The following is a 21,683-nucleotide window of genomic DNA, read 5'->3' as shown; positions in this document are numbered from 1 at the left end:
CTCTTTTGTTTTTTTGTCATCAAAATCCAATTTAATTGCCATCTTTTTTACTTTTTTAAAAATGAGCGAACCGTAAGGTAGATGTACATCCGTTCGGGAAAAACTGACTCTTCTTGACTCTGGACTTCGATATGAATCAAAATATAGGCTGATTCTCCATTTTTTTGCCAGACTTTGAAGAGTTTATCTGCTTCTCTTTCTCCACTGGTTGCGGTGGGGGTAATTTGTTGCAGTTCTTTGTCCAAGGATTCGTATCCTCGGCTCCAATCAATGAGATTATGAACTTCTGGGAAAAAGAAGGCCATGAAGGGTTCGAGATAGTCTTCTAAGGCTTCTTTCCAAGTTTGGTCATAGTTGGCGTTAGGGGTATTCACCCTGATTCCTCCTGATGATTTTGAAGCGAATGTTATTTTATTATACAAAAAAAATTAAAGGAGTGGCTAGGGTTTTTGTTATATTTTCATAAAAATTTGGAGATGGTTTTAAGCCTATTTTGGGGTTGAAAAATAGGGGGCAAGTTGGGAATTGCCCCGATAGGGTGTGGGTTAATTTAATTGGGCTTGTATTTCTTCTAGGGTAATGTGAGCGATGTGATGGGCGGCACCGGGTTGTCCTCGGACTGCGTGTAATTTATCTCGGATGAGTTGTAATTTCTCGGGGTTTTCTAACCAATCTAAGACGATCGCAGCGACTTGTTGGGGTTGCAATTTTCCGACGAGTTCGGGGACAATTTCTGCGTTTGCCCAAATGTTGGGCCATGCAAAGAGTTTGCCTTGACGTAAGACGAGGCTGTTAATTAGTTTGGCAAAGATTGTGCCGAATAAAGGTAAGTTGGCTAAGATTCCGGGTAATCCATCCCAGGCGCGCATGGCGTCTAGTTGTTGGGTGGGTAAGAGGATGATCATGGGGATGCCGAGGGAACCGAGTTCGGCAGTGTTGGCACCAACGGTGGTGAGGCAGAGGGTACATTGGGAGAGGAGGTCATAAGCGGGCGATCGCCTCCAAAGTTCCACTCTCAATCCACTGGCGGTTTCCAAATACGCCATCCTGTTGTTATCTTCTAGTTTTAACTCCCCAGGAGTACCCTTGACTAATTTGAGGATAGGATTCTCCTGCGGATTGGCAAATTGTGCTAGGGTTTCTATCTCTAAGGTTGGCGCAACGGGTATCACAAATTGAGTCTGGGGTCGCACTTGATGGATACATTCAGCGATCGCCAGACACAAGGGAACTCCCTGCATCAGTTTGGCAGGTTTCGACCCAGGCAGCAGTCCAATCAGTTCCTCTGCCTCCCCCCATTCTCCTCTTTCCTCGTCTTGGTTTCCCCAATCTTGAGCAACATCGGCAATTAAATCCCCGACAATGGTAAATTTATGGCCATATTTCTGAGAATCCTGGGGTTGCACCTGACCATTCATCACGGCAAAACGATTAATCCAGGGTTGCCATCGCGCTTCCCGTTCGGCATAGATAACAGTCCGATAACCCAAGCGCTTGCCGAGGATGAGGGTAAAAAATTGGTCACCTCCGAGGAACAGAACTACCCCTTTTTCTCGCCAGTCCCAATTTTCGGCAGTTTTTCCCCTAATTAAAAAGGGCCAAAAGTGTTCTGCCTCTTGTACTCGGTCAATTTCTGGATAGGACCGGGCGATCGCGGCTTCTTTTCCTGTAGCATGGGGGCAAGGGGACAGAACCAAGGAAATCCGCACCTCTTCTGTGCGATCGCCCAGTTGTTGTGCCAAGGCGCGAACCACGGGACGCACCCAGGTGGCTAATTCTCCAGGACCATTCGACAAAATTACAATATCGATCGCTGTCATGAGCAAGATTTACAGTTTAAAGTTTAGGGTTTAGATTCTCGATAGAATATCAGACGTTGTGGGTAGTTAATCACCTTATAATCACAGAGGAGATCAGGGATGACTGAGTTAATCGAGGCGATTAAAACTGGAGAAAAATCCTCGGTGGAGGCGTTACTCCAGGGAAATGCGGATGTCAATGAAAAAGATGCTGATGGATTAACGGCATTAACCGCTGCTGCGGAGGCTGGTAATCTGGAACTGGTACAATTATTACTCGATGCCGGTGCCGATGCTAACAATGCCGATAATGACGGATGGACGGCGTTGATGAGTGCATCCGGTTCGGGTAAACTGGAGGTGGTCAAGGCATTAATTGCCGCAGGTGCAGATATCAATGCTCAAAGTGAGTTTGGGGTGACGGCTTTAATTACGGCTGCCGGAAATGGACAGGGAGATGTGGTACAATGTTTAATCGATCGCGGTGCAGATATTCGGGCGCAGGACCGCAATAAATGGACGGCGTTGGTTTGGGCGGCAGAGGAAGGTCATCCCAAGATTGTGGAACTGATTAAACAAGCGCGCGATCGCACCTAACTGGAATCCTCCCTAAACCCAAACCGGATGGCAATCTCCATCCGGTTTTTCGTCAGCACAACCGATACCGACCCCTGGTGTCAGTTTAACTCATCAAGAATCGTCCCGTCGTAAACGTTTGCGTTACCCCGATATTAGTCACCCCTTCGACAATTCCGACTAAATCCCCCGGATTGCGGAAAATGTTTAAATTGCCATTGGCTGCTTGGAAAGTATATTCCTCTGGATTCCCCCCTAACTGAATCTGATCCTTTCCAGGTTCAAAGTTGCGAATCAAGGCATAATCTTCATTTCCATTCCCGATATAGAATGGTTGAATCACCGAATTCGCAAAGCTAATCCCCGTCCCCAAAACAAATGTATCAGCCCCAGAACTGCCGATCAATACATCAATCTGACCCGTTCCCTGACTGGTAATCAGGACATCTTGGTTGGGCGAATCCGCCACCACCGTTAATCCGACTCCCACCAGACTTGTATTCTGACCAAATCCGGTAATTTCATCGTTGGCATTGGACCCGGTAAACACCCCAAATCGGCCTTCATTCTGGCCAAATTGTTGATAATGGGCTAATCCAGAGGAGAAAACTCCGGCTGCAACTGCCGAGGCTACATCCCGGTTTACGGCTAAATAAACCCTATCGTTGAAACCCGGAACTTCGGTGATTAAGGACCCTCCTCCACCGGATAGTATAAAAGTGCCATCATTAAAGATATTTCTAATTTGCAGATTGGTGACTCCTTCTACAATTCCGACTACATCACCCCCTGCGGTAGAGATTAGGAAATTTCCATTAGCGGCATCAAACCGATACTCCCTCGGTTCCCCCGCCAGCAGAATTAAATCTTTCTCTATCTGAAAGTTTTTAATCAGGGCGTAGTCCAAATTTCCCTGTCCCACATACAATTTCTGTGGGGTGGGTTTTAACGGAGTAATCCCGAATCCCAGATTAAAAATATCGACTCCCGTTCCTCCAATTAAACTGTCGATTTCTCCCCCTCCTAAACTGGTGGGATTTCCATCCAGTCCACCAATCCCCAAGGGGGTAATATTAGAAAGTCCCACGCCGATAATGCCAGTAGCTTGTCCAAAAGAATTAATCGTATCACTGCCAGGGGTACCTAGGAAAACCCCAGCCCGATTCGGTTCAAATTGTCCAAAACTTTGATAGTGCGCTAATCCTGAACTGAGTACCCCCGACTCCACGGCGGTTCGGACATCGGCATTTATGGCTAAATAAGCGGATTCATTAAACCCGGCAGGGGTCAAGGAAATGCTGCTGGGTCCGCCTGGACGTCCTTCGGCTTGTCCCAGGGCCAGAAAGTGTTGCAATCCCGAGGCCAAAAGTCCACTATTCACCGCCCCGGCTACATCAGAGTTTACGGATAAATAAGTGCTTTCGTTCCACAGCGGGGAAATATTCACCCGTCCTTCTGCTTCCCCTAATAGAATGAAATGTTGCAAGCCAGAAGTTAGCGTTCGATTACTCACCGCCGCTGCGACATCCGGATTGTTCCGCAAATAAGTCGCTTCGTCATAAAATTGAGAAACTTGGACTCTTCCTTCCCCCAAACCAAATATTTGGAAGTGGCTCAGCCCGGATGTAAAGATTCCGGCATTAACCGCTTGTTTAACATCCAGATTATTCGCCAAGTAAAAAGTTTCGTTGTAAACCGCAAAACTCATGGTAATTTCCCCACACCAGAAAAATTTTACCCGTCAGTTGTTGACGGATATCGTCCGTATTCTATCTTAATAATTTCGTTTCCGCTCTAGGGACGGTTTATTCTTTTAAAAAGATTAACCGGGTCGTGATTACGGGGGCCCCTAGATAACCCATCCCTTGATTTGATCCGGGTGAGCGGATAATTGTAGCCCATTGTAGCGTTGGCTTTTTTACCTCACTTTCACCCGATGCTCATGGCAGCAGACTCTTGTCTCTTCCGGCAACTCCACCCTCCACTTTTCTTCAGCCTGTTACATTACTGTAATAAGTAATCACCAATCTGTTAAACCCATGACGACACCCTACTAAATTTGGGAAGATTGTGAATTTCTGTAACCGACATGGTAAAGTAAATACCTGCTAATAAACTTAACAAAACTACACAATTGGCAATCGTTTCTTATCGAATTGTGTCGGATCCGGGCTAAAAGCCCCCAGAGAGACGCATTTTTTGGTAAAAACTCTTACAGTTGCCACTGTTGCGTTGGACGGGCTAGACCCTAACTTCGACGCTCGAAACCTATCTGCTAAATTGCTGGACGCGCATCTAAAAGGAGCCAAACTTCATGTTCACTCACGTCAAGCCCACCATTCGACACATTGCCCCGGATGAACTCAGAGGGCGTTCTTTACTGAAGGTGGTCTATGTCGTGCTAGAAGCCCAGTATCAGAGTGCTTTATCGTCTGCGGTTCGATCAATCAACGAAAATAACCAAAATTTAGCCATTGAAATCAGTGGTTACTTGATAGAAGAACTGCGTGACTCGAATAACTACGAGGCTTTTAAGCAGGATCTAGCCACGGCAAATGTTTTTATTGCTTCCCTAATTTTCATTGAAGATTTAGCCCAAAAAGTGACTGCCGCAGTCGAGCCCCACCGCGATCGCCTGGATGTCGCGGTGGTGTTTCCCTCCATGCCGGAGGTGATGCGTCTGAATAAAATGGGCAGTTTCTCGATGGCGCAATTGGGTCAATCCAAGAGTGCGATCGGGCAATTTATGAAAAAGCGCAAGGAAAAATCTGGGAGTTCCTTCCAAGATGGAATGCTCAAGTTGCTGCAAACCTTGCCCAAAGTCCTGAAATATCTACCGATGGACAAGGCCCAGGATGCCCGCAACTTCATGCTGAGTTTCCAATATTGGTTGGGGGGGTCCTCGGAAAACCTGGAAAATTTCCTGCTGATGTTGGCGGATAAATATGTCTTCAAAGGTCAGCAAACGGTGAAATTCCAGGATCCAGTGGTTTATCTGGATATGGGGGTTTGGCATCCCTTAGCCCCGAAAATGTTTGATGACGTTAAAGATTATCTGAACTGGTATAACAGCCGCGACGACATCTCCGATGACCTCAAAGACCCTCTGGCCCCCTGTATTGGGTTAGTGCTGCAACGCACCCACCTGGTGACCGGGGATGATGCCCATTATGTAGCAATGGTTCAAGAAATTGAAGCCTTGGGGGCACGCCCGATTCCAGTATTTGCTGGCGGGTTAGACTTTTCTAAACCTGTGGATGCCTATTTCTGGGATGTTGGCGCGAAAGGCGTCGAACCCCTGCCGTTGGTGGATACCGTGATTTCGTTGACCGGATTTGCTTTGGTGGGAGGTCCTGCCCGTCAAGACCATCCCAAGGCGATCGAGTCTCTGAAACGGTTAAATCGGCCCTATATGGTGGCATTGCCGTTGGTGTTCCAAACGACGGAAGAATGGCAAGATAGTGATTTGGGGTTACACCCGATTCAAGTGGCCCTACAGATTGCGATTCCAGAATTGGATGGGGCGATCGAACCGATTATTTTATCCGGACGGGATGGGGCTACCGGGAAGGCGATCGCCCTCCAGGACCGCATCGAAACCGTTACCCAACGGGCAATTAAATGGGCAACCCTGCGCCGGAAGCCGAAACTGGATAAAAAACTGGCGATCACCATCTTTAGCTTCCCCCCGGATAAAGGCAACGTGGGAACTGCTGCCTATTTGGATGTGTTCGGCAGCATCTATGAAGTGATGAAAGCCCTCAAATGCAATGGGTATGACCTTCCGGAGTTGCCTGAGTCTGCTGAGGCGCTGATGCTGGAAGTCATCCACGATGCCCAAGCGCAGTACAATAGCCCGGAATTGAATGTCGCTTATCGGATGTCGGTGGAAGAGTATGAAAAACTCACCCCCTATTCCGAACGACTGCAAGAAAACTGGGGACCGCCTCCGGGACATCTCAACACCGATGGACAAAATTTGCTGGTGTATGGGAAGTCCTTTGGAAACGTCTTTATCGGGATTCAGCCAACCTTTGGGTATGAAGGTGACCCGATGCGGTTGCTATTCTCGCGATCGGCCAGTCCGCATCATGGATTTGCTGCATATTACACCTATTTAGAGCAAATTTGGGGGGCCGATGCGGTACTTCACTTTGGCACTCACGGGTCCTTGGAATTTATGCCTGGGAAACAGATGGGGATGTCGGGGGAATGTTATCCCGATAGCTTGATTGGCAAGATTCCGAATATCTACTATTACGCCGCTAATAATCCTTCTGAGGCGACCATTGCCAAACGTCGGTCTTATGCCGAAACGATTAGCTATTTGACGCCACCGGCAGAGAATGCGGGGTTATACAAGGGACTGCAAGAACTGAATGAGTTGATTGGGTCCTATCAAACTCTGAAAGAGAGTGGACGGGGAGTGGCGATCGTTAACACCATCATGGATAAATGCCGGTTGGTGAATTTGGATCAGGATATCAACTTACCGGAGAAAGATGCGATCGAACTGACTCCCGAGGAACGGGATAATGTGGTGGGTCAAGTCTACCGCAAGCTGATGGAAATCGAATCGCGGTTGTTACCCTGTGGGTTGCACGTGATTGGGAAACCGCCTTCTGCGGAAGAGGCGATCGCCACCCTAGTCAACATCGCCTCCCTCGATCGCGACGAAGAAGGCGTCAAGAGTCTGCTGCGGATTATCGCCAACAGCATCGGACGAGACATCGACGAACTCTATGCCAACAACGATAAAGGCATCCTAGAAGACGTCGAACTCTTACAAGCCATTATCCAAGCCACTCGCGCCGCCGTCGCCGCCCTCGTCCAAGAACAAACCGATGCTGAAGGACGAGTTTCCAAAGTCTCCAAACTCAACTTTTTCAACATGGGCAAAAAAGCCCCCTGGGTGGAATCCCTCCATCAATCGGGCTATCCCAACGTCAGCACAGAAGACCTCAAACCCCTGTTTGAGTACCTGGAATTCTGCCTCCAGCAAATCTGCGCCGACAACGAACTCGGGGCCTTATTACGCGCCTTAGAAGGAGAATATGTCCTCCCCGGACCCGGTGGCGACCCCATCCGGAACCCCGATGTCCTCCCCACCGGCAAAAACATCCACGCCCTCGACCCCCAATCCATCCCCACCGCCGCAGCCGTCACCTCGGCCAAAATCGTCGTAGACCGCCTGTTAGACCGACAACGACGGGAAAACAACGGACAATGGCCCGAAACCATCGCCTGCGTCCTCTGGGGAACCGATAACATCAAAACCTATGGGGAATCCCTCGCCCAAATCATGTGGATGGTGGGAGTCAAACCCGTTCCCGATGCCTTGGGACGAGTCAACAAACTGGAACTTCTATCCTTAGAAGAATTAGGACGTCCCCGCATCGACGTAGTAATTAACTGTTCCGGCGTCTTCCGCGACTTGTTCATCAACCAAATGAACCTGTTAGACAAAGCGGTGAAAATGGCCGCCGAAGCTGACGAACCGTTAGAAATGAACTTCATCCGTAAACACGCGATGAAACAAGCGGAAGAGATGGGAATCAACCTGCGTCAAGCCGCCACCCGCGTCTTTTCTAACGCTTCCGGTTCCTACGCCTCTAACGTCAACTTAGCCGTTGAGAATAGCACCTGGGAAAGCGAGAACGAGTTACAGGAAATGTATCTCACTCGTAAATCCTTTGCCTTCTCCTCGGATAATCCGGGAACAATGGAACAGGACCGTCAGATTTTCGAGTCCTCCTTGAAAACTGCCGATGTCACATTCCAAAACTTGGATTCTTCGGAAATCAGTCTCACCGACGTTTCTCACTACTTCGATTCCGACCCCACCAAAGTCATCGGCACCTTACGCGGCGACGGCAAGAAACCTGCGGCATACATCGCCGACACCACCACCGCCAACGCCCAAGTGCGAACCCTATCGGAAACGGTCCGCTTAGATACGCGCACCAAGATGCTCAATCCCAAGTGGTATGAGGGAATGCTCTCCCACGGATACGAAGGAGTGCGGGAACTCTCAAAACGCCTCGTGAATACGATGGGATGGAGTGCCACAGCCGGTGCCGTGGATAACTGGGTGTATGAGGAAGCGAACGAGACCTTTATGAAGGATGAGGAGATGCAGAAACGCCTGCTGAACCTGAATCCGAACTCGTTCCGCAAGATGGTGACCACCTTGCTAGAAGCCAATGGACGCGGGTACTGGGAAACCAGTGAGGAGAATTTAGACCGCCTGCGCGAGTTGTATCAAGAAGTGGAGGACCGGATTGAAGGGATAGAATAGAGTTAGTTTGATTTAGGGTGGGGCAGATGGAAGCATCTGCCCCTTCTAGAACTGTAAGAGTGAAAAACACTAACCTGGAGAGTTTACCATGATTGACGTGCGAAAAGCAGTCATTGCTGCCCAAGATTATTTTAATTCCGTGCAAGATTTGATGAGTCAAAATGGCCCATTGGACATCCAGGATTTAAGGTTGGAAGAAGTTGAACTTTCAGAAGATAAAAAATACTGGTTTGTTACAATTGGATATGATTTGCCAAAATCGGCGATGAGAAATCCGTTAATTCCAGAAGTTTTAGTAAAGACGAAAGAATGGGAAAGGAATTATAAAATTTTTAAAATTAATGCTGACACGGGAAACGTAGAATCCATGAAAATTAGAGAAGTATGAACGATTATGTTAGCCAACTGTTTAAACACTATAAACGCAAAGGTATATTGATAGATACTAATATCCTTTTGCTATGGTGCGTAGGCACTGTCAACAGAAGTCGCATTTCAAAATTTAACAGAACCGAAAATTTTTTACCCGAAGATTATGATGTAATTTTAGAAGTCTTAGAGTATTTCAATAAGACAGTCACTACTCCTAACATTCTAACAGAAGTCAATAGCCTTGTCAATCAAATTCGCGAACCAGAACGCTCTCAATGTTTGCAAATCCTGGGGCAAGGACTCACCAAGCTAGATGAATTTTATATTGAAAGTGCAACGGTAGGAAGGGCAGATAATTTTAAGGAGTTTGGGTTGACTGATTGCGGAATTATCGAAGTTGCCCGAAATAAATATCTGGTACTCACGGACGATTTTAAATTATCGAATTCTCTGCACAACATGGGAATTGATACAATTAACTTTAATCATCTTCGATCCTTATAGGAGGAAACAAAAAGCGATTTTGCTATGGTTTTAACGAAGGAAATTTTTTATTCACTTCATAAAGGGCAATTGATTCACTATGAGGAGTTATCCCTTTTCTGTCCCGGAAGGAAAACTATTATCTCGACTGAATTGTAGAACTCTTTTTGTCTATGGGGTTGTGATTCAGGACCAAAGCGGAGGTCAATCATGATGTTACGGTATGAAATTATCATGTATTGGAGTCAAGAGGACGAGGCATTTATTGCGGAAGTGCCGGAATTAGCCGGTTGTGCTGCTGATGGTGCAACCTATCAGGAAGCGTTGACCCATGTAGAAGTCATTATGCAGGAGTGGATGGAGACGGCGCAAGCATTAGGGCGTCCGATTCCGCAACCGAAAGGAAGGTTGCTGTTTGCTTAAAATTCAGCAACCTTTGTTGAATCTGAGTCCCCATTCTTTCCGCCTGCGCTAGTTGTATCAAGAAGTGGAGGAGCGGATTGAAGGGATAGAATAGAGTTAGAGTCATTAATCCCCGATTGATTTATCGTCCCTGCCAATTCAACCAGTCGAGGCGATCGAGACGGTAATTTCCGAGGACATTTTCTGGAGGAAGTTCCATCATGGGACGAACTCTTTCCCGATTGCTTGGACTTTAGCCCCCTCAGTGATTGTGTTCAGTTAATTTAAAAGGGGTAGAGCTACTCAGCCTGCCAAACCTTAATAGTTTGGTCCCTACTTCCACTAATCAACGTTTTACTATCAGGAGTAAAACTCACTGCATAAACACCTTTTATATGATCAGAAAGTGTGCAGAACAGTTCTCCATTCAGCCAATCCCATAATTTAATAGTTTTATGGCTTCCACTGGCAGTAGCTAGAAGCGCACCATCAGGACTAAAAGCAACACACTGAACACCCTCGCTCCGCCCCGGTTGCCCAGAAAGTGTGCGTATTGGTTCTCCATTGGTCAAGTTCCAAAGTTTGATAGCATCGTCAAAACCTCCACTCGCAATAGTTTGACCATCAGGACTTACTTTTACAGATTGAATAAAACCTTTATGAGATGATAAATTTAAAACTCTTCCTTCTTTTATTTTCCATATTTTTACATTAAAGTCACAACCGCCACTAACTACCGTTTCACCATCTGGGCTAACATCTACTGATTGTACATAGCCAGAATGCCCGGAAAGCGTCTGCTGTTCTTTCTTTGTTTTTAAACTCCATAGTTTGATAGTGCAATCATCACTTCCAGTAACTAACGTTTCTCCATTCGGGCTAAATGCCACTGCTGTAACGGCTTTAGAATGCCCAGTCAGAGTATAAATTATTTTACCTGTTTCAACATCCCAAATCTTGATTTGCTTATCATCACTACCACTGACCACCATTCTCCCGTCAGGACTGAAAGTGACTGCACGAATAGATTTACTGTGTCCTGTCAAAGTACAAATTTCTTCCCTTCTTTTCAAGTGCCACAGCTTTATGGTGCAGTCTTGATAGCCAATTACAACAATCTCTCCATCATAATTAATATCTAAGGAAGTCACCCATGCCAATGAATTAGGATTTTTAAATGTATATACACAGTTCCAAGACGGTGTAATAGAATTACTTAAAGAAGCGTTTTTTTCTTGATTTGAATTACTTAAATTGTTGCTTCTTGTTGTATTTATATTTGGCTCTTCTAATATGTTTAATCTGTAAAAATCTATGGATTCACCATCTATAACACTGTCTATATATTGCTTTGCCTCATAAAAGTTAGGCTGTTGATCAGAGGTAAACATAACTGTATTTTCATCTTTACTAGCCTCCAACAGCCCTCCTTTTGCTTCATTGCTTCCCATCAAAGAAAATTGTATGTATCCATTGAATAAACCGCCAGCAGGCTTAAATTGAATTGCCGTTATTCTACTGATTGGGATTTCTTTACTACCCTTTAGCCCTTTACTGGCAAAACCCATTAAACCTTTAGGAGTTATAATTACTCTAGTTCGGGTTAATCGTAAACTCTCTCCCACTCCTGCTATTTCATAATGAGAACGGTTCCTATCGTTAACTTCTTTATCCGCAACACTTTTTTTATCATCGATCCCTAAACTGGCTTCGGAACTATCTCGCTCTTGATTCGATGAAATTTTGCTCTCGCTATTTGAAGTTGAAGTGGAAACTTCTTCCTGGTTGATTTTGAGATTTTGACTCCAAGCGGGAAAATCATCTCCTAATTCTCGCCCATAAATATTAACTATTTCTATATCTTTTAAATTTAGGTTTTCAAGCTCTTTGCCTATCAATTCTACAGCAATAGTTTCCTCGGGTATTTCAGCCGACTCAACCATCACTTGTAATTTTTTATTTGTTAAGCTGGCTTTTGCCCTCATGCTGTTGTCTGCTAAGGCACGGTTTAAAAGTAAGGTGATTGCCTCACTATCTCCTTCACGGGCCCGTTCTTCAAGAGTTAGCTGCTTTCGGGTTGTGGATACTTTGGAACTCACGGATTGAGAGTCTGTTGGATCGGATACAGACAAGGGTTGTGGAGGGATGTTAAACTCTTCGCTCCACGCCGGAAACTCATTCCCTATCTGCCGCCCGTAAACCTTTATTTTCTTGATAGGTGCAGCCCCCAAGCTTGTCATCGATTTACGCACCCATCCAACTAAAGCGTTTTGGCTCGGCACTTTGGGCGATTCCAACATTACCTGTAGGCAGCCATCCTTGAGAGCAGTTTTCACCGTGATGCCCTTGGGTTGGAGTTGGCGGTTCATCAGAACAGCGATCGCCTGGGCATCTCCCTGTTTGGCTTTTTCGAGCAGATTTCCCTCGGTCATAGCAAGCTACTCCGGATCCAGTAGAGTTTAAAAACAGCGCTTTCCATTACTTTACCTTAATTCACTCTTTCAGATCCAGGAGTGACGCAGTTGGAGAAAAAGTAACCCAGGGGGCCTCCAAATAAGAGCGCACAGCCGATCGAATAACTTGCAGCTTAGACTCATACCAACTAATGCCAGTATTGAACCAATACATGAATAAACGCAGGAAAGCACGAATTGCTAGACCAATATGGTTACGCTGGGAGCGAGAGGAACGAACTTGAGCTTTTTCCAATCCACAGCACTAGCTTGTTACAATCGGATTTGATATAACTCCAAAAAATTAGCCCGCGCAGGCGGGCTTTGTTTGTATAGCCCCAGGCTTGAGCCTGGGGGCTTTTTCTAAGACTAAGACGCCACCTTCGCAGTCGATCGCGTGCGTCGGCGTCCAGTGGTAGCAGGTTGTTCCTGTACCGTCGGCGGTTCTTGGGGATTTTGCATCAAGAACACTAACAACGGATTACTTTGCAGTTCCCGGCGTAACATCCGTTGAATATCTCGCTCAATGTGATTTTGTAGCCCCATCCAGTCCACTTCGGGAGTACCATCTTCCAGGGTGCGAGAGAACTCAGACCAGCGATCGCTCAAAACCCCTTCAATCGTTTGACTAATCCATTTTTTCAGCAGATTCGGCTCAATGGATGACACCACCCCGCGCAAGTGAGTTGCTGTGTCCGCCGCTAGTTTACCATCCCAACCGATCGCCGCTGCAATGGTAACCACTCCATCCGCTGCCAACTGTTGACGTTCTTTGAGCACTTCATCCTTGACCACCCCAGAACGGGAGGCATCCACCAGTTCAATTCCCGAGGGAACTTTATCAATAATGCCGATACTTTCTGTCGTTAAACCAACGACATCACCATTATTGATAATCACCATATTTTCTGCCGGAATTCCCATGCTTTGTGCGATTTTTGAGTGTTGCACTAGCATCCGATGCTCGCCATGAACCGGGAGGAAGAATTTTGGACGTGTTAAGGCAATCATCAACTTATGCTCTTCTTGGCAACCGTGACCGGAAACGTGAATCCCTTGATTCCGTCCGTATATCACATTTGCTCCTTGGATCATCAGCTTATCGATAGTATTCACCACGGCAATCGTATTACCGGGAATCGGATTCGCTGAAAATACCACTGTATCTCCCTTGCGAATTTTGATTTTGCGATGTTCCCCATTGGCAATTCGGGTCAGGGCAGACATGGGTTCACCTTGAGAGCCAGTGGTCAAGATTAGCACTTTATCGTCCGGTAAGGAGCGAATAGCGTGCAAGGGGAGAAACAAACTATCTTCGCACTTAATATATCCTAGGTTGCGGGCGTGTGCGATGACATTGAGCATGGACCTGCCGACCACGCAGACGGTGCGTCCTTGTTTTTTCGCCAAGTCCAGAATAATATTCAGGCGATGCACCGAGGAGGCAAAGGTGGTGACTAGGATGCGACCTTCGGCTTGAGAAAAGACGCGATCGAGATTGGGATATACCGATCGCTCCGATGGAGTATAACCAGGGACTTCAGCGTTGGTGGAATCACTAATCAGGCAGAGGACCCCTTTCTCCCCATATTCCGCCAGTCGTTGCAAGTCGAACTGTTCGCCATCAACGGGGGTATGGTCGATTTTGAAGTCGCCAGTGTGGATCACGATGCCGACGGGAGTATGAATCGCCACGGTAAAGCTATCCGCCATCGAGTGGGTATTGCGAATATATTCGACAACAAAATGTTTACCAAAGCGGACCACATCCCGAGGGGAAACGGTTCTGAGTTCGGTGCGATCGCTGACTCCGGCTTCTTCTAACTTGCCTTCCAGCAAGCTCATTGCCAAGCGGGGACCATAAATCACCGGAATATCAAACTGTTTTAAATGAAAGGCAATCCCGCCAATGTGGTCCTCATGACCATGAGTAACGACCATGCCTTTGATTTTATCGCGATTGTCCCGGAGGTAGGTCATATCCGGGAGGACGATATTCACCCCATGCATCCCATCGGTGGGGAAGGCTAAACCGGCATCAACGAGGATGATTTCGTCCTCAAACTCAAAGACGCAAGTATTCTTGCCGATTTCATGCAATCCACCCAAGGGAATAATTTTCAGGGTGGGTGCGGACCCCTTCGCGGAGCCATTTTTACTCACGGTTTTCTTTTCTTTGGCTAGTGTAATAGGGCTGTTAGTCATTTTTCTGTGTTCTCTTTTATGGTTGATTGGTTATCGAGGGTTGGTTGGTTTGTGATGAAACAAAGAGGAGAATTTATAACCGATGACCAAAAAGTGCATCGGTGTTTCTTTGGGTTAGAGTTACAGCAAATTCATCTGCTGCATCACGATCTCTAATGATTTTTTGACTTCATCCGATGCTTCGCACAGCGGGGGACGAGTCGAACCCACGTCCCACCCTTGAAGGGTTAAGGCACACTTAAGGGGAATGGGATTGGTGGTGGTAAATAGGGCTTTGAATAAGGGTAAAAGCTTGAGGTGAAGCTGGGTTGCTTCTTGGGTTTTCCCGGTTTCATAAGCTTGAATCATGGATTGGAGGGTCTCTCCGACGAGATGCGAGGCAACGCTGACCACTCCGGCAGCCCCGATGGATAACAAGGGTAAAGTTAAAGAATCATCCCCAGAATAAATTTGAAATTCGGGTGGGGTCAGGCTTCTCACCAAGCTGGCTTGGTCTAAGCTGCCACTGGCTTCTTTAATTGCCACAATGTTAGGAATTTCGGCAAGACGGGCAACGGTTTCCGGAAGCAGGTTTTGGCCGGTGCGTCCGGGAATGTTATAGAGCATGATGGGGAAATCCGGGCAGCTTTGCGCGATCGCCTTAAAGTGCCGATATAACCCTTCTTGGGGGGGTTTGTTGTAATAGGGAACAACTTGCAGCGAGCCATCTAATCCTATATTAGCAGCTTTTTGAGTTGCTGCGATCGCCTCCCGGGTAGAATTCGATCCGGTTCCAGCAATCACTTTCCCTCGGCTACCTACAGCCTTTTTCACCACCTGGAATAATTCATACTCTTCATCCCAGGTTAGGGTCGGTGATTCTCCTGTTGTGCCACAAACGAGCACTGCATCAGTCCCATGTTCGACTAAATGAGCGGCCAGCTTTTCTGTAACCCCATAGTTCACGCTACCGTCTGCATTAAACGGTGTAATCATTGCGGTGACAACTCGTCCGAAATTCACCACGCTCTCCTTATTGTTTATCAATTGTGTATTCAGGTTATTGATCAATCGGGTCGCGATCGCGCTGTTTGGAGGAGTCTTTCCCCAAGGCATGAAACTTCGACCCTAGGTCAAACTGTAAACTCTAACCGATGGAACGCAATCCCACATCTGTCATGGTTGATGCTGTTCCCCCTGCATAGCATCTAGCCATCGGTGCAGACTGGATCGAGCAAGTCCGGCGAGGCGATCGCCGTTTCAGAGGAACCGTTCAACACCCAGACTCACCAAGGGGTATAGACTGAGCATCATTTCCGACCCTACAGAAAGGAACTCCAAAGGGCGATCGCCCCAATCCCGGACTACAACATCCGTGCTAACCTCGAACCTTGACTCCCAGTCAGATTGCCGATGACACTGCCTCCGGCATTCTAAGCAGAGACAGCCGCTGCCGGTCGAATCCAATTTCGAGCCACCAACAATTCAGCAATTTGCACCGCATTTAACGCGGCCCCCTTGCGAATTTGATCGCCACTTAGCCAAAGTTCTAACCCATTCGGCCCAGAAATATCCTGGCGGATCCGACCCACCAACACTTCATCACGACCCGTCGCCTCCATCGGCATCGGGAAATAATTCGCCTGCCAGTCTTCCACCAACTTAACTCCAGGAGCAGCAGCTAAAATTTCCCGAGCCTTTGCCACACTAAAAGGCTGGGCAAATTCTAAGTTCAACGCCTCCGAATGCGCTCGCAGCACAGGAACTCGCACACAAGTTGGACTAATTCTAATGTCAGGATCCCCAAATATTTTGCGAGTCTCATTGACCATTTTCATTTCTTCCTCGCAATACCCTTGGTCATTCAGGGGGGAATTATGCGGGAACAAATTAAACGCTAACGGGTAAGGGAAAATATCCGTTTTTGGCGTCTGACCTTGCAGAATAGCCGTCGCCTGCTCCTTCATTTCTTCCATCGCCCGGGCACCGGCACCACTGGCAGATTGGTAAGTTGCTGCCACAATCCGCTGTACCGGCTGGACTTGATGCAGGGGCCATACCGCCACCGCCATCAAAATGGTTGTGCAATTGGGATTAGCAATAATGCCTTGATGGTGCGCTGCTGCTTCTGGGTTCACTTCTGGAACCACCAGGGGGACATTCGGATCCATGCGAAAGGCACTGGAGTTATCCACCACCACAGCACCAGCAGCCACTGCTTTGGAGGCCCAAGCCTTAGACGTGGACCCACCGGCTGAAGCCAGGACCACATCCACGTTCTTAAACGAACTTTCTTCGACCACTTCCACGGGAATTTCTTCCCCTCGGAAAGTCAAGGTTTTGCCTGCCGATCGCGGGGAAGCCAACAGCTTTAAATCCGACATCGGAAAGGCGCGAGAGTCCAGCAACTCTAACAATTCAGTGCCCACGGCACCCGTTGCGCCGAGAATGGCTACTTTATAAGATTTCGACAAATGACAGTCCTCCAACTATGTTCAGATATGAGTCTTGAGTAATAATAGATGCGATTCAAATAGGTCTTAAATGGATATCGGGTGTTTTCCTTACATCAGTTTTAAAAGGGCCGAGGCAGTGAGCCGTGCCGGGGAATTAACTTCCACCTCTAGATCTTAAAGAGTCTGGTTTGGGATTGATGACTAGGAGTAAACCCTTACTTGATCCGGAACAGATTGGATAGTTTATTTACGGATAACAATGTATTTATTACAGATTGGAAACAAAAAGTCAATAAAAAATAGCCTTGAGTGAAATAACGGTTATTTTATTATACCCCTGATTGGCTGAAAATTTTTGAGATTCCTAGAAGGCCGGTACAGTATTGGATAGATGAGGACCCCAAACCCGGTTTATAACCTGGACGGGACGATCCCCGGAAAAGGCGATCGGCCCCAGGCCAGATTCAGGGGGTGTCAGGGACTTCTAACTTCCGGTTCCTCAGTCTGAGGCCAGAGTAACATTTTCAGGGCGCGATCGCCCCAAAAAAATTACTCCAGCACTTTTTTTGGTAAAATTTTAGATTCTCCCTAAAAAATAGCTGCATAGCCCATTGTTCAAGGGATAATCACCCGCAGAGCCGTGGTTTTTTATGGAAAGGCGATCGCCCTTGACGCCCTGGATCAGCTAGGATCTATAGTTGCAGCAAAGATAGCCTTGGGCTTGACCGAGTTGCCCGATCCTGAGCCAGATGGTCCTAAGACCTAGCCCCAGTCAGTGGGCCTGCCTGGGGCCGAGGTCCAGTCATCAGACCAGGAGGAATTCCCTTCTGCTCAACGGAATCAGGACGGTAAACCGCCCAAAAGACCAACCGAGAATTAACAGAATTTGTCGAAGAGAACGCCGATGAAAGTTACCCAGGAAAAGCTTCCCGCCAGCAAACTTGGTCTGGAAATTGAAGTGACCCCCGATATGTCTCAGAAAGCCTATGAACAGGTGATTCAGCAATTTAGCCGACAGGCTAGCATTCCTGGGTTTCGGAAAGGAAAAGTACCGCGCTCAGTTTTGGTACAGCGCATGGGAACTTCCAGGATAAAAGCCGCAGCAGTCGAGGATTTAATTCAAAATTGCCTAGAAAAAGTCGTCAAGGATGAAGAGATTCCAGCCTTGGGGAATTTTCAGCTAATCTCCTCCTTTGAGGAATTAGTGTCCCAGTACCAACCGGGAGAAACGCTAGTGTTTTCGGTTTCCGTGGATGTCCCCCCGGAAGTCACCCTGAATGATTACACCGGACTGGCCATTAGAGCCGAAGAAATCAAATATGATCCCGCAGAAGTGGATCAGTTTTTAGAGGAACGTCGAAAAGAACAAGCGACCTTGATTCCCGTAGAGGAAAGAGCCGCCCAGGCTGAGGATATTGCCATTGTTGATTATGTGGGAAAAATCATCAACGAAGAAGGTGGAGAACCGCAGCCGCTGCCCGGAGGAGAGGCGGAAAACTTTCAAATTGAACTCAGTGAAGGCCGATTTATCAAGGGCTTCGTTGAGGGAATTATTGGTTTGAAAGTTGGGGAAACCAAAGAGCTAAATGTTCCATTTCCTGAAGATTATCCCAACGAAGATTTAGCGGGTAAGGAAGCAATTTTTACGATTACCGTAAAAGAACTCAAAGAAAAAGAGTTACCGGAATTAGATGATGATTTCGCCCAAGCGGTGAGCGAGTATCAAACCCTGGCGGAACTGCGCGAGTCGTTGGAGAAGCAGTATCAGGAGAAAGCCGATCGCGAAACCAAAGCGAATAAGCACGAGGCTTTAGGGAATGCGATCGAAAAAATTGTGGAAGTAGAAATCCCGGAAACCTTAATTGATCGCGAGCTGGATAATATCTTGCAGCAATCGATGATGCAGCTTGCCAATTATGGGATTGATGTGAAAAAGCTTTACACCAAGGAAACTGTAGCCGCACTGCGGAAACAGTCCCAACCCGAGGCAATCGAAAACTTGCGGAAATCCTTTGCTTTGAAAGAAGTGGCGGCTCGCGAGTCTTTGTCTGTAACACCAGAGGAAATCCAGGCTCGGATTGAGGAACTCAAGGACCGTTTGCCACCCGATGTCGATCTCGACCGATTGAACTCGGCCCTTGAATCGGAAATGCTCAAGGAAAAAGCCCTAGATTGGCTGGCAGAACGCGCGCAAATTGAGCTATTACCAGCCGGAACCCTAGAGGCAGAAGCCGCAGCAGCCGCAGCAGCCGCAGCAGCCGCAGAAGCCGAACTCCCAGAGGGGGAAGAAAGTGCCAGTGAAGTAGTCGAAGTCGAGGCAACCGACTCGCAGGAATAAACGCATCTGAAGAAAGGGTCGGGGACGAGACCCCAAGGGCGATCGCCCTCTTTCCAGTACCGGGAACCCAGAAATCTCCAGATCAATTCCAATGTGATTCTAAAGAAAAATCCAATTTGTGCATTTTTCTGGAAATTTCTGCCCGTCCTCGGTGAGCTGCGGCATAATATAGACAGAGCAAAGACTATAATGGCGTAAAAACCAAAAAAAATTTTGCTTGATATCTACTCCCTCGAAAAGCTGACCCTGGCATGAACTCAGATCGGATGCTTATATCTCAAACTCATTATTATCCAATCTCCGGCTCCAAAAGCCTAGAGATTGCCTCCACCAGCCAGAACGTTATCCCAATGGTGGTAGAACAATCCGGGATGGGGGAACGCGGGTTTGACCTTTATTCGCGCCTACTCCGGGAAAGAATTGTGTTTCTGGGGACACCCGTTGATGACAACGTTGCCGACCTAATCGTGGCCCAGATGCTCTTTTTAGATGCAGAAGACCCTGAAAAGGATATTCAGCTCTATATCAACTCCCCCGGTGGCTCAGTCACCGCCGGTATGGCGATTTACGATACCATGCAACAGATTCGCCCCGATGTGGCGACCATCTGTTATGGTTTGGCTGCCAGCATGGGAGCATTTTTGCTCACCGCAGGCGCAAAAGGCAAACGGATGTCACTGCCTTCTTCCCGGATTATGATTCACCAACCTCTCGGAGGTGCTCAGGGACAAGCGGTTGATATTGAGATCCAAGCCAAGGAAATTCTTTATCATAAACGTCAGTTAAATGAAATGCTGGCTTTTCATACCGGCCAACCCCTAGAGCGAATTGAAGCCGACACCGATCGCGATTTCTTTATGTCGGCAGAAGAGTCCAGAGCTTATGGTCTAATTGACCAGGTTATTACCAAGCAGGGTCTTCCGAAATCGGGAGAGGCTGTTACCGCACAAAAGTAAGAGGCCGTCTATGTCTAAGTACGACTCCCATCTAAAATGTTCCTTTTGTGGCAAATCTCAGGAGCAAGTACGCAAATTAATCGCAGGTCCGGGAGTCTATATTTGCGATGAATGCGTAGACCTGTGCAATGAAATTTTAGATGAGGAGCTATTTGACTCCAATGCCGCAGCACCTCAACCCGTACCCCGGACGGAACAACCCCAAAAGCGGCGCACTAAAGCCGCGAATATCTCGCTGAATCAAATGCCTAAACCGCGCGAGATCAAAAAACATCTCGATGAGCACGTCATTGGTCAAGATGAAGCCAAAAAAGTGCTTTCCGTCGCGGTTTATAACCATTACAAGCGCCTGAGCTACACCCAAGCCAAGGCCAGCGGGAAAATTGGGGCTGAGGATCCAGTTGAACTCCAAAAATCTAACATTTTGTTGATTGGGCCGACGGGTTGTGGAAAAACCCTCTTGGCTCAGACTTTAGCGGATGTTCTAGAGGTTCCCTTTGCCGTTGCAGATGCGACCACCTTAACCGAAGCGGGGTATGTCGGCGAAGATGTGGAAAATATCTTGTTGCGATTGCTCCAAGTCGCAGATCTCGACGTAGAAGAAGCCCAACGCGGCATCATCTATATCGATGAAATCGACAAAATCGCCCGCAAGAGTGAAAACCCATCGATTACCCGAGATGTCTCCGGTGAAGGGGTCCAACAAGCTCTGCTGAAGATGCTAGAAGGAACCGTCGCCAATGTCCCCCCGCAAGGAGGACGCAAACACCCCTATCAAGATTGCATCCAGATTGACACGAGTAATATTCTGTTTATCTGTGGTGGAGCCTTTGTCGGTCTGGAAAAGGTGGTGGAACAGCGCACGGGTAAAAAGTCAATGGGCTTTATTCAACCCGGAGATGCTCAGTCGAAGGAAAAACGCACAGCAGATATTCTCAAGAATTTACAGCCGGATGATTTGGTGAAATTTGGGATGATTCCTGAATTCATCGGTCGGATTCCGGTGCTGGCTGTGGTGGACCCCCTCGATGAAGATGCCCTCACGGAAATCTTGACTGAACCCAAGAACGCCCTGGTGAAGCAGTATCAGAAATTACTGCGGATGGATAACGTGAATCTGGAGTTCAAACCCGATGCCATTCGGGCGATCGCCCAGGAAGCGTACCGCCGTAAAACTGGAGCCAGAGCATTGCGGGGGATTGTCGAGGAATTAATGCTCGATGTGATGTACGAGTTGCCTTCCCGTAAGGATGTGACTCGCTGCACCATTACCCGCGAGATGGTCGAGAAGCGCTCAACAGCGGAACTGATTGTCCATCCTTCTTCCTTACCGAAGCCAGAATCCGCCTAACCCTAGGCTAAATTG

15 protein-coding genes are annotated in these 21,683 nt (G+C 47.5%); 8 read left to right on the top strand and 7 right to left on the bottom strand.

Going from position 1 to position 21,683, the window contains the following annotated elements; genetic code table 11:
• Positions 1–47: 47 nt before the first annotated feature.
• Both NG795_RS24910 and NG795_RS24905 read right to left on the bottom strand, forming a co-directional pair.
• Positions 48–374 (bottom strand): RpnC/YadD family protein, encoded by a 327-nt coding sequence (locus tag NG795_RS24910; protein ID WP_367291312.1) that lies wholly within the window; start codon positions 372–374, stop codon positions 48–50.
• Between the two features lie 171 nt (positions 375–545).
• On the bottom strand, positions 546–1,820 hold the full coding sequence (locus NG795_RS24905) for a glycosyltransferase family protein (protein ID WP_367291311.1): 1,275 nt from the start codon (positions 1,818–1,820) through the stop codon (positions 546–548).
• Positions 1,821–1,919: 99 nt separating this feature from the next.
• On the opposite strand from NG795_RS24905, the gene NG795_RS24900 reads away from it, so the two are divergent.
• On the top strand, positions 1,920–2,396 hold the full coding sequence (locus NG795_RS24900; protein WP_367291310.1) for an ankyrin repeat domain-containing protein: 477 nt from the start codon (positions 1,920–1,922) through the stop codon (positions 2,394–2,396).
• A gap of 85 nt (positions 2,397–2,481) precedes the next feature.
• Here NG795_RS24900 and NG795_RS24895 read toward each other — a convergent pair whose 3' ends face one another.
• A complete protein-coding gene (locus tag NG795_RS24895; protein ID WP_367291309.1) occupies positions 2,482–4,083 on the bottom strand; it encodes a hypothetical protein in 1,602 nt (533 codons plus the stop codon).
• Between the two features lie 606 nt (positions 4,084–4,689).
• On the opposite strand from NG795_RS24895, the gene NG795_RS24890 reads away from it, so the two are divergent.
• The 4 genes from NG795_RS24890 (at position 4,690) to NG795_RS24875 (ending at position 9,951) form a co-directional block, all read left to right on the top strand.
• On the top strand, positions 4,690–8,673 hold the full coding sequence (locus NG795_RS24890) for a magnesium chelatase subunit H (protein ID WP_367291308.1): 3,984 nt from the start codon (positions 4,690–4,692) through the stop codon (positions 8,671–8,673).
• An 88-nt stretch (positions 8,674–8,761) separates the two neighbouring features.
• Positions 8,762–9,061: a hypothetical protein gene (locus tag NG795_RS24885; RefSeq protein ID WP_367291307.1), complete on the top strand. Its 300-nt coding sequence runs from the start codon at positions 8,762–8,764 to the stop codon at positions 9,059–9,061.
• Entirely contained in the window at positions 9,058–9,549 is a 492-nt protein-coding gene (locus NG795_RS24880) for a PIN domain-containing protein (RefSeq protein ID WP_367291306.1), read from the top strand. The genes NG795_RS24885 and NG795_RS24880 overlap by 4 nt, the downstream gene beginning before the upstream one ends.
• A 189-nt stretch (positions 9,550–9,738) precedes the next feature.
• Positions 9,739–9,951: a type II toxin-antitoxin system HicB family antitoxin gene (locus NG795_RS24875; protein ID WP_367291305.1), complete on the top strand. Its 213-nt coding sequence runs from the start codon at positions 9,739–9,741 to the stop codon at positions 9,949–9,951.
• Positions 9,952–10,229: 278 nt separating this feature from the next.
• Here NG795_RS24875 and NG795_RS24870 read toward each other — a convergent pair whose 3' ends face one another.
• From NG795_RS24870 to NG795_RS24855, 4 genes are all read right to left on the bottom strand, one after another.
• On the bottom strand, positions 10,230–12,362 hold the full coding sequence (locus NG795_RS24870) for a WD40 domain-containing protein (protein WP_367291304.1): 2,133 nt from the start codon (positions 12,360–12,362) through the stop codon (positions 10,230–10,232).
• 390 nt (positions 12,363–12,752) lie between these two features.
• Entirely contained in the window at positions 12,753–14,588 is a 1,836-nt protein-coding gene (locus NG795_RS24865; RefSeq protein WP_367291303.1) for a ribonuclease J, read from the bottom strand.
• 120 nt (positions 14,589–14,708) lie between these two features.
• Positions 14,709–15,593, bottom strand: a complete 885-nt coding sequence (gene dapA / locus NG795_RS24860; RefSeq protein WP_367291313.1) for a 4-hydroxy-tetrahydrodipicolinate synthase — start codon at positions 15,591–15,593, stop codon at positions 14,709–14,711.
• Between the two features lie 407 nt (positions 15,594–16,000).
• A complete protein-coding gene (locus tag NG795_RS24855) occupies positions 16,001–17,041 on the bottom strand; it encodes an aspartate-semialdehyde dehydrogenase (protein WP_367291302.1) in 1,041 nt (346 codons plus the stop codon).
• A gap of 886 nt (positions 17,042–17,927) precedes the next feature.
• On the opposite strand from NG795_RS24855, the gene tig reads away from it, so the two are divergent.
• The 3 genes from tig to clpX all read left to right on the top strand — a co-directional run bounded on the left by tig (position 17,928) and on the right by clpX (position 21,668).
• Positions 17,928–19,361, top strand: a complete 1,434-nt coding sequence (gene tig / locus NG795_RS24850; protein WP_367291301.1) for a trigger factor — start codon at positions 17,928–17,930, stop codon at positions 19,359–19,361.
• Positions 19,362–19,627: 266 nt separating this feature from the next.
• Positions 19,628–20,317 (top strand): ATP-dependent Clp endopeptidase proteolytic subunit ClpP, encoded by a 690-nt coding sequence (gene clpP, locus NG795_RS24845; RefSeq protein WP_367291300.1) that lies wholly within the window; start codon positions 19,628–19,630, stop codon positions 20,315–20,317.
• Between the two features lie 10 nt (positions 20,318–20,327).
• The gene (gene clpX / locus NG795_RS24840; protein ID WP_367291299.1) at positions 20,328–21,668 is read left to right on the top strand and encodes an ATP-dependent protease ATP-binding subunit ClpX; all 1,341 of its coding nucleotides are present in this window, start codon (positions 20,328–20,330) and stop codon (positions 21,666–21,668) included.
• The last annotated feature ends 15 nt before the right edge of the window (positions 21,669–21,683 follow it).

It is taken from the genome of Laspinema palackyanum D2c (assembly GCF_025370875.1).
GTDB lineage: Bacteria > Cyanobacteriota > Cyanobacteriia > Cyanobacteriales > Laspinemataceae > Laspinema > Laspinema palackyanum.
The sequence above is the reverse complement of the archived record's forward strand: the minus strand, read 5'-3'. Positions and strand labels throughout refer to the sequence as shown.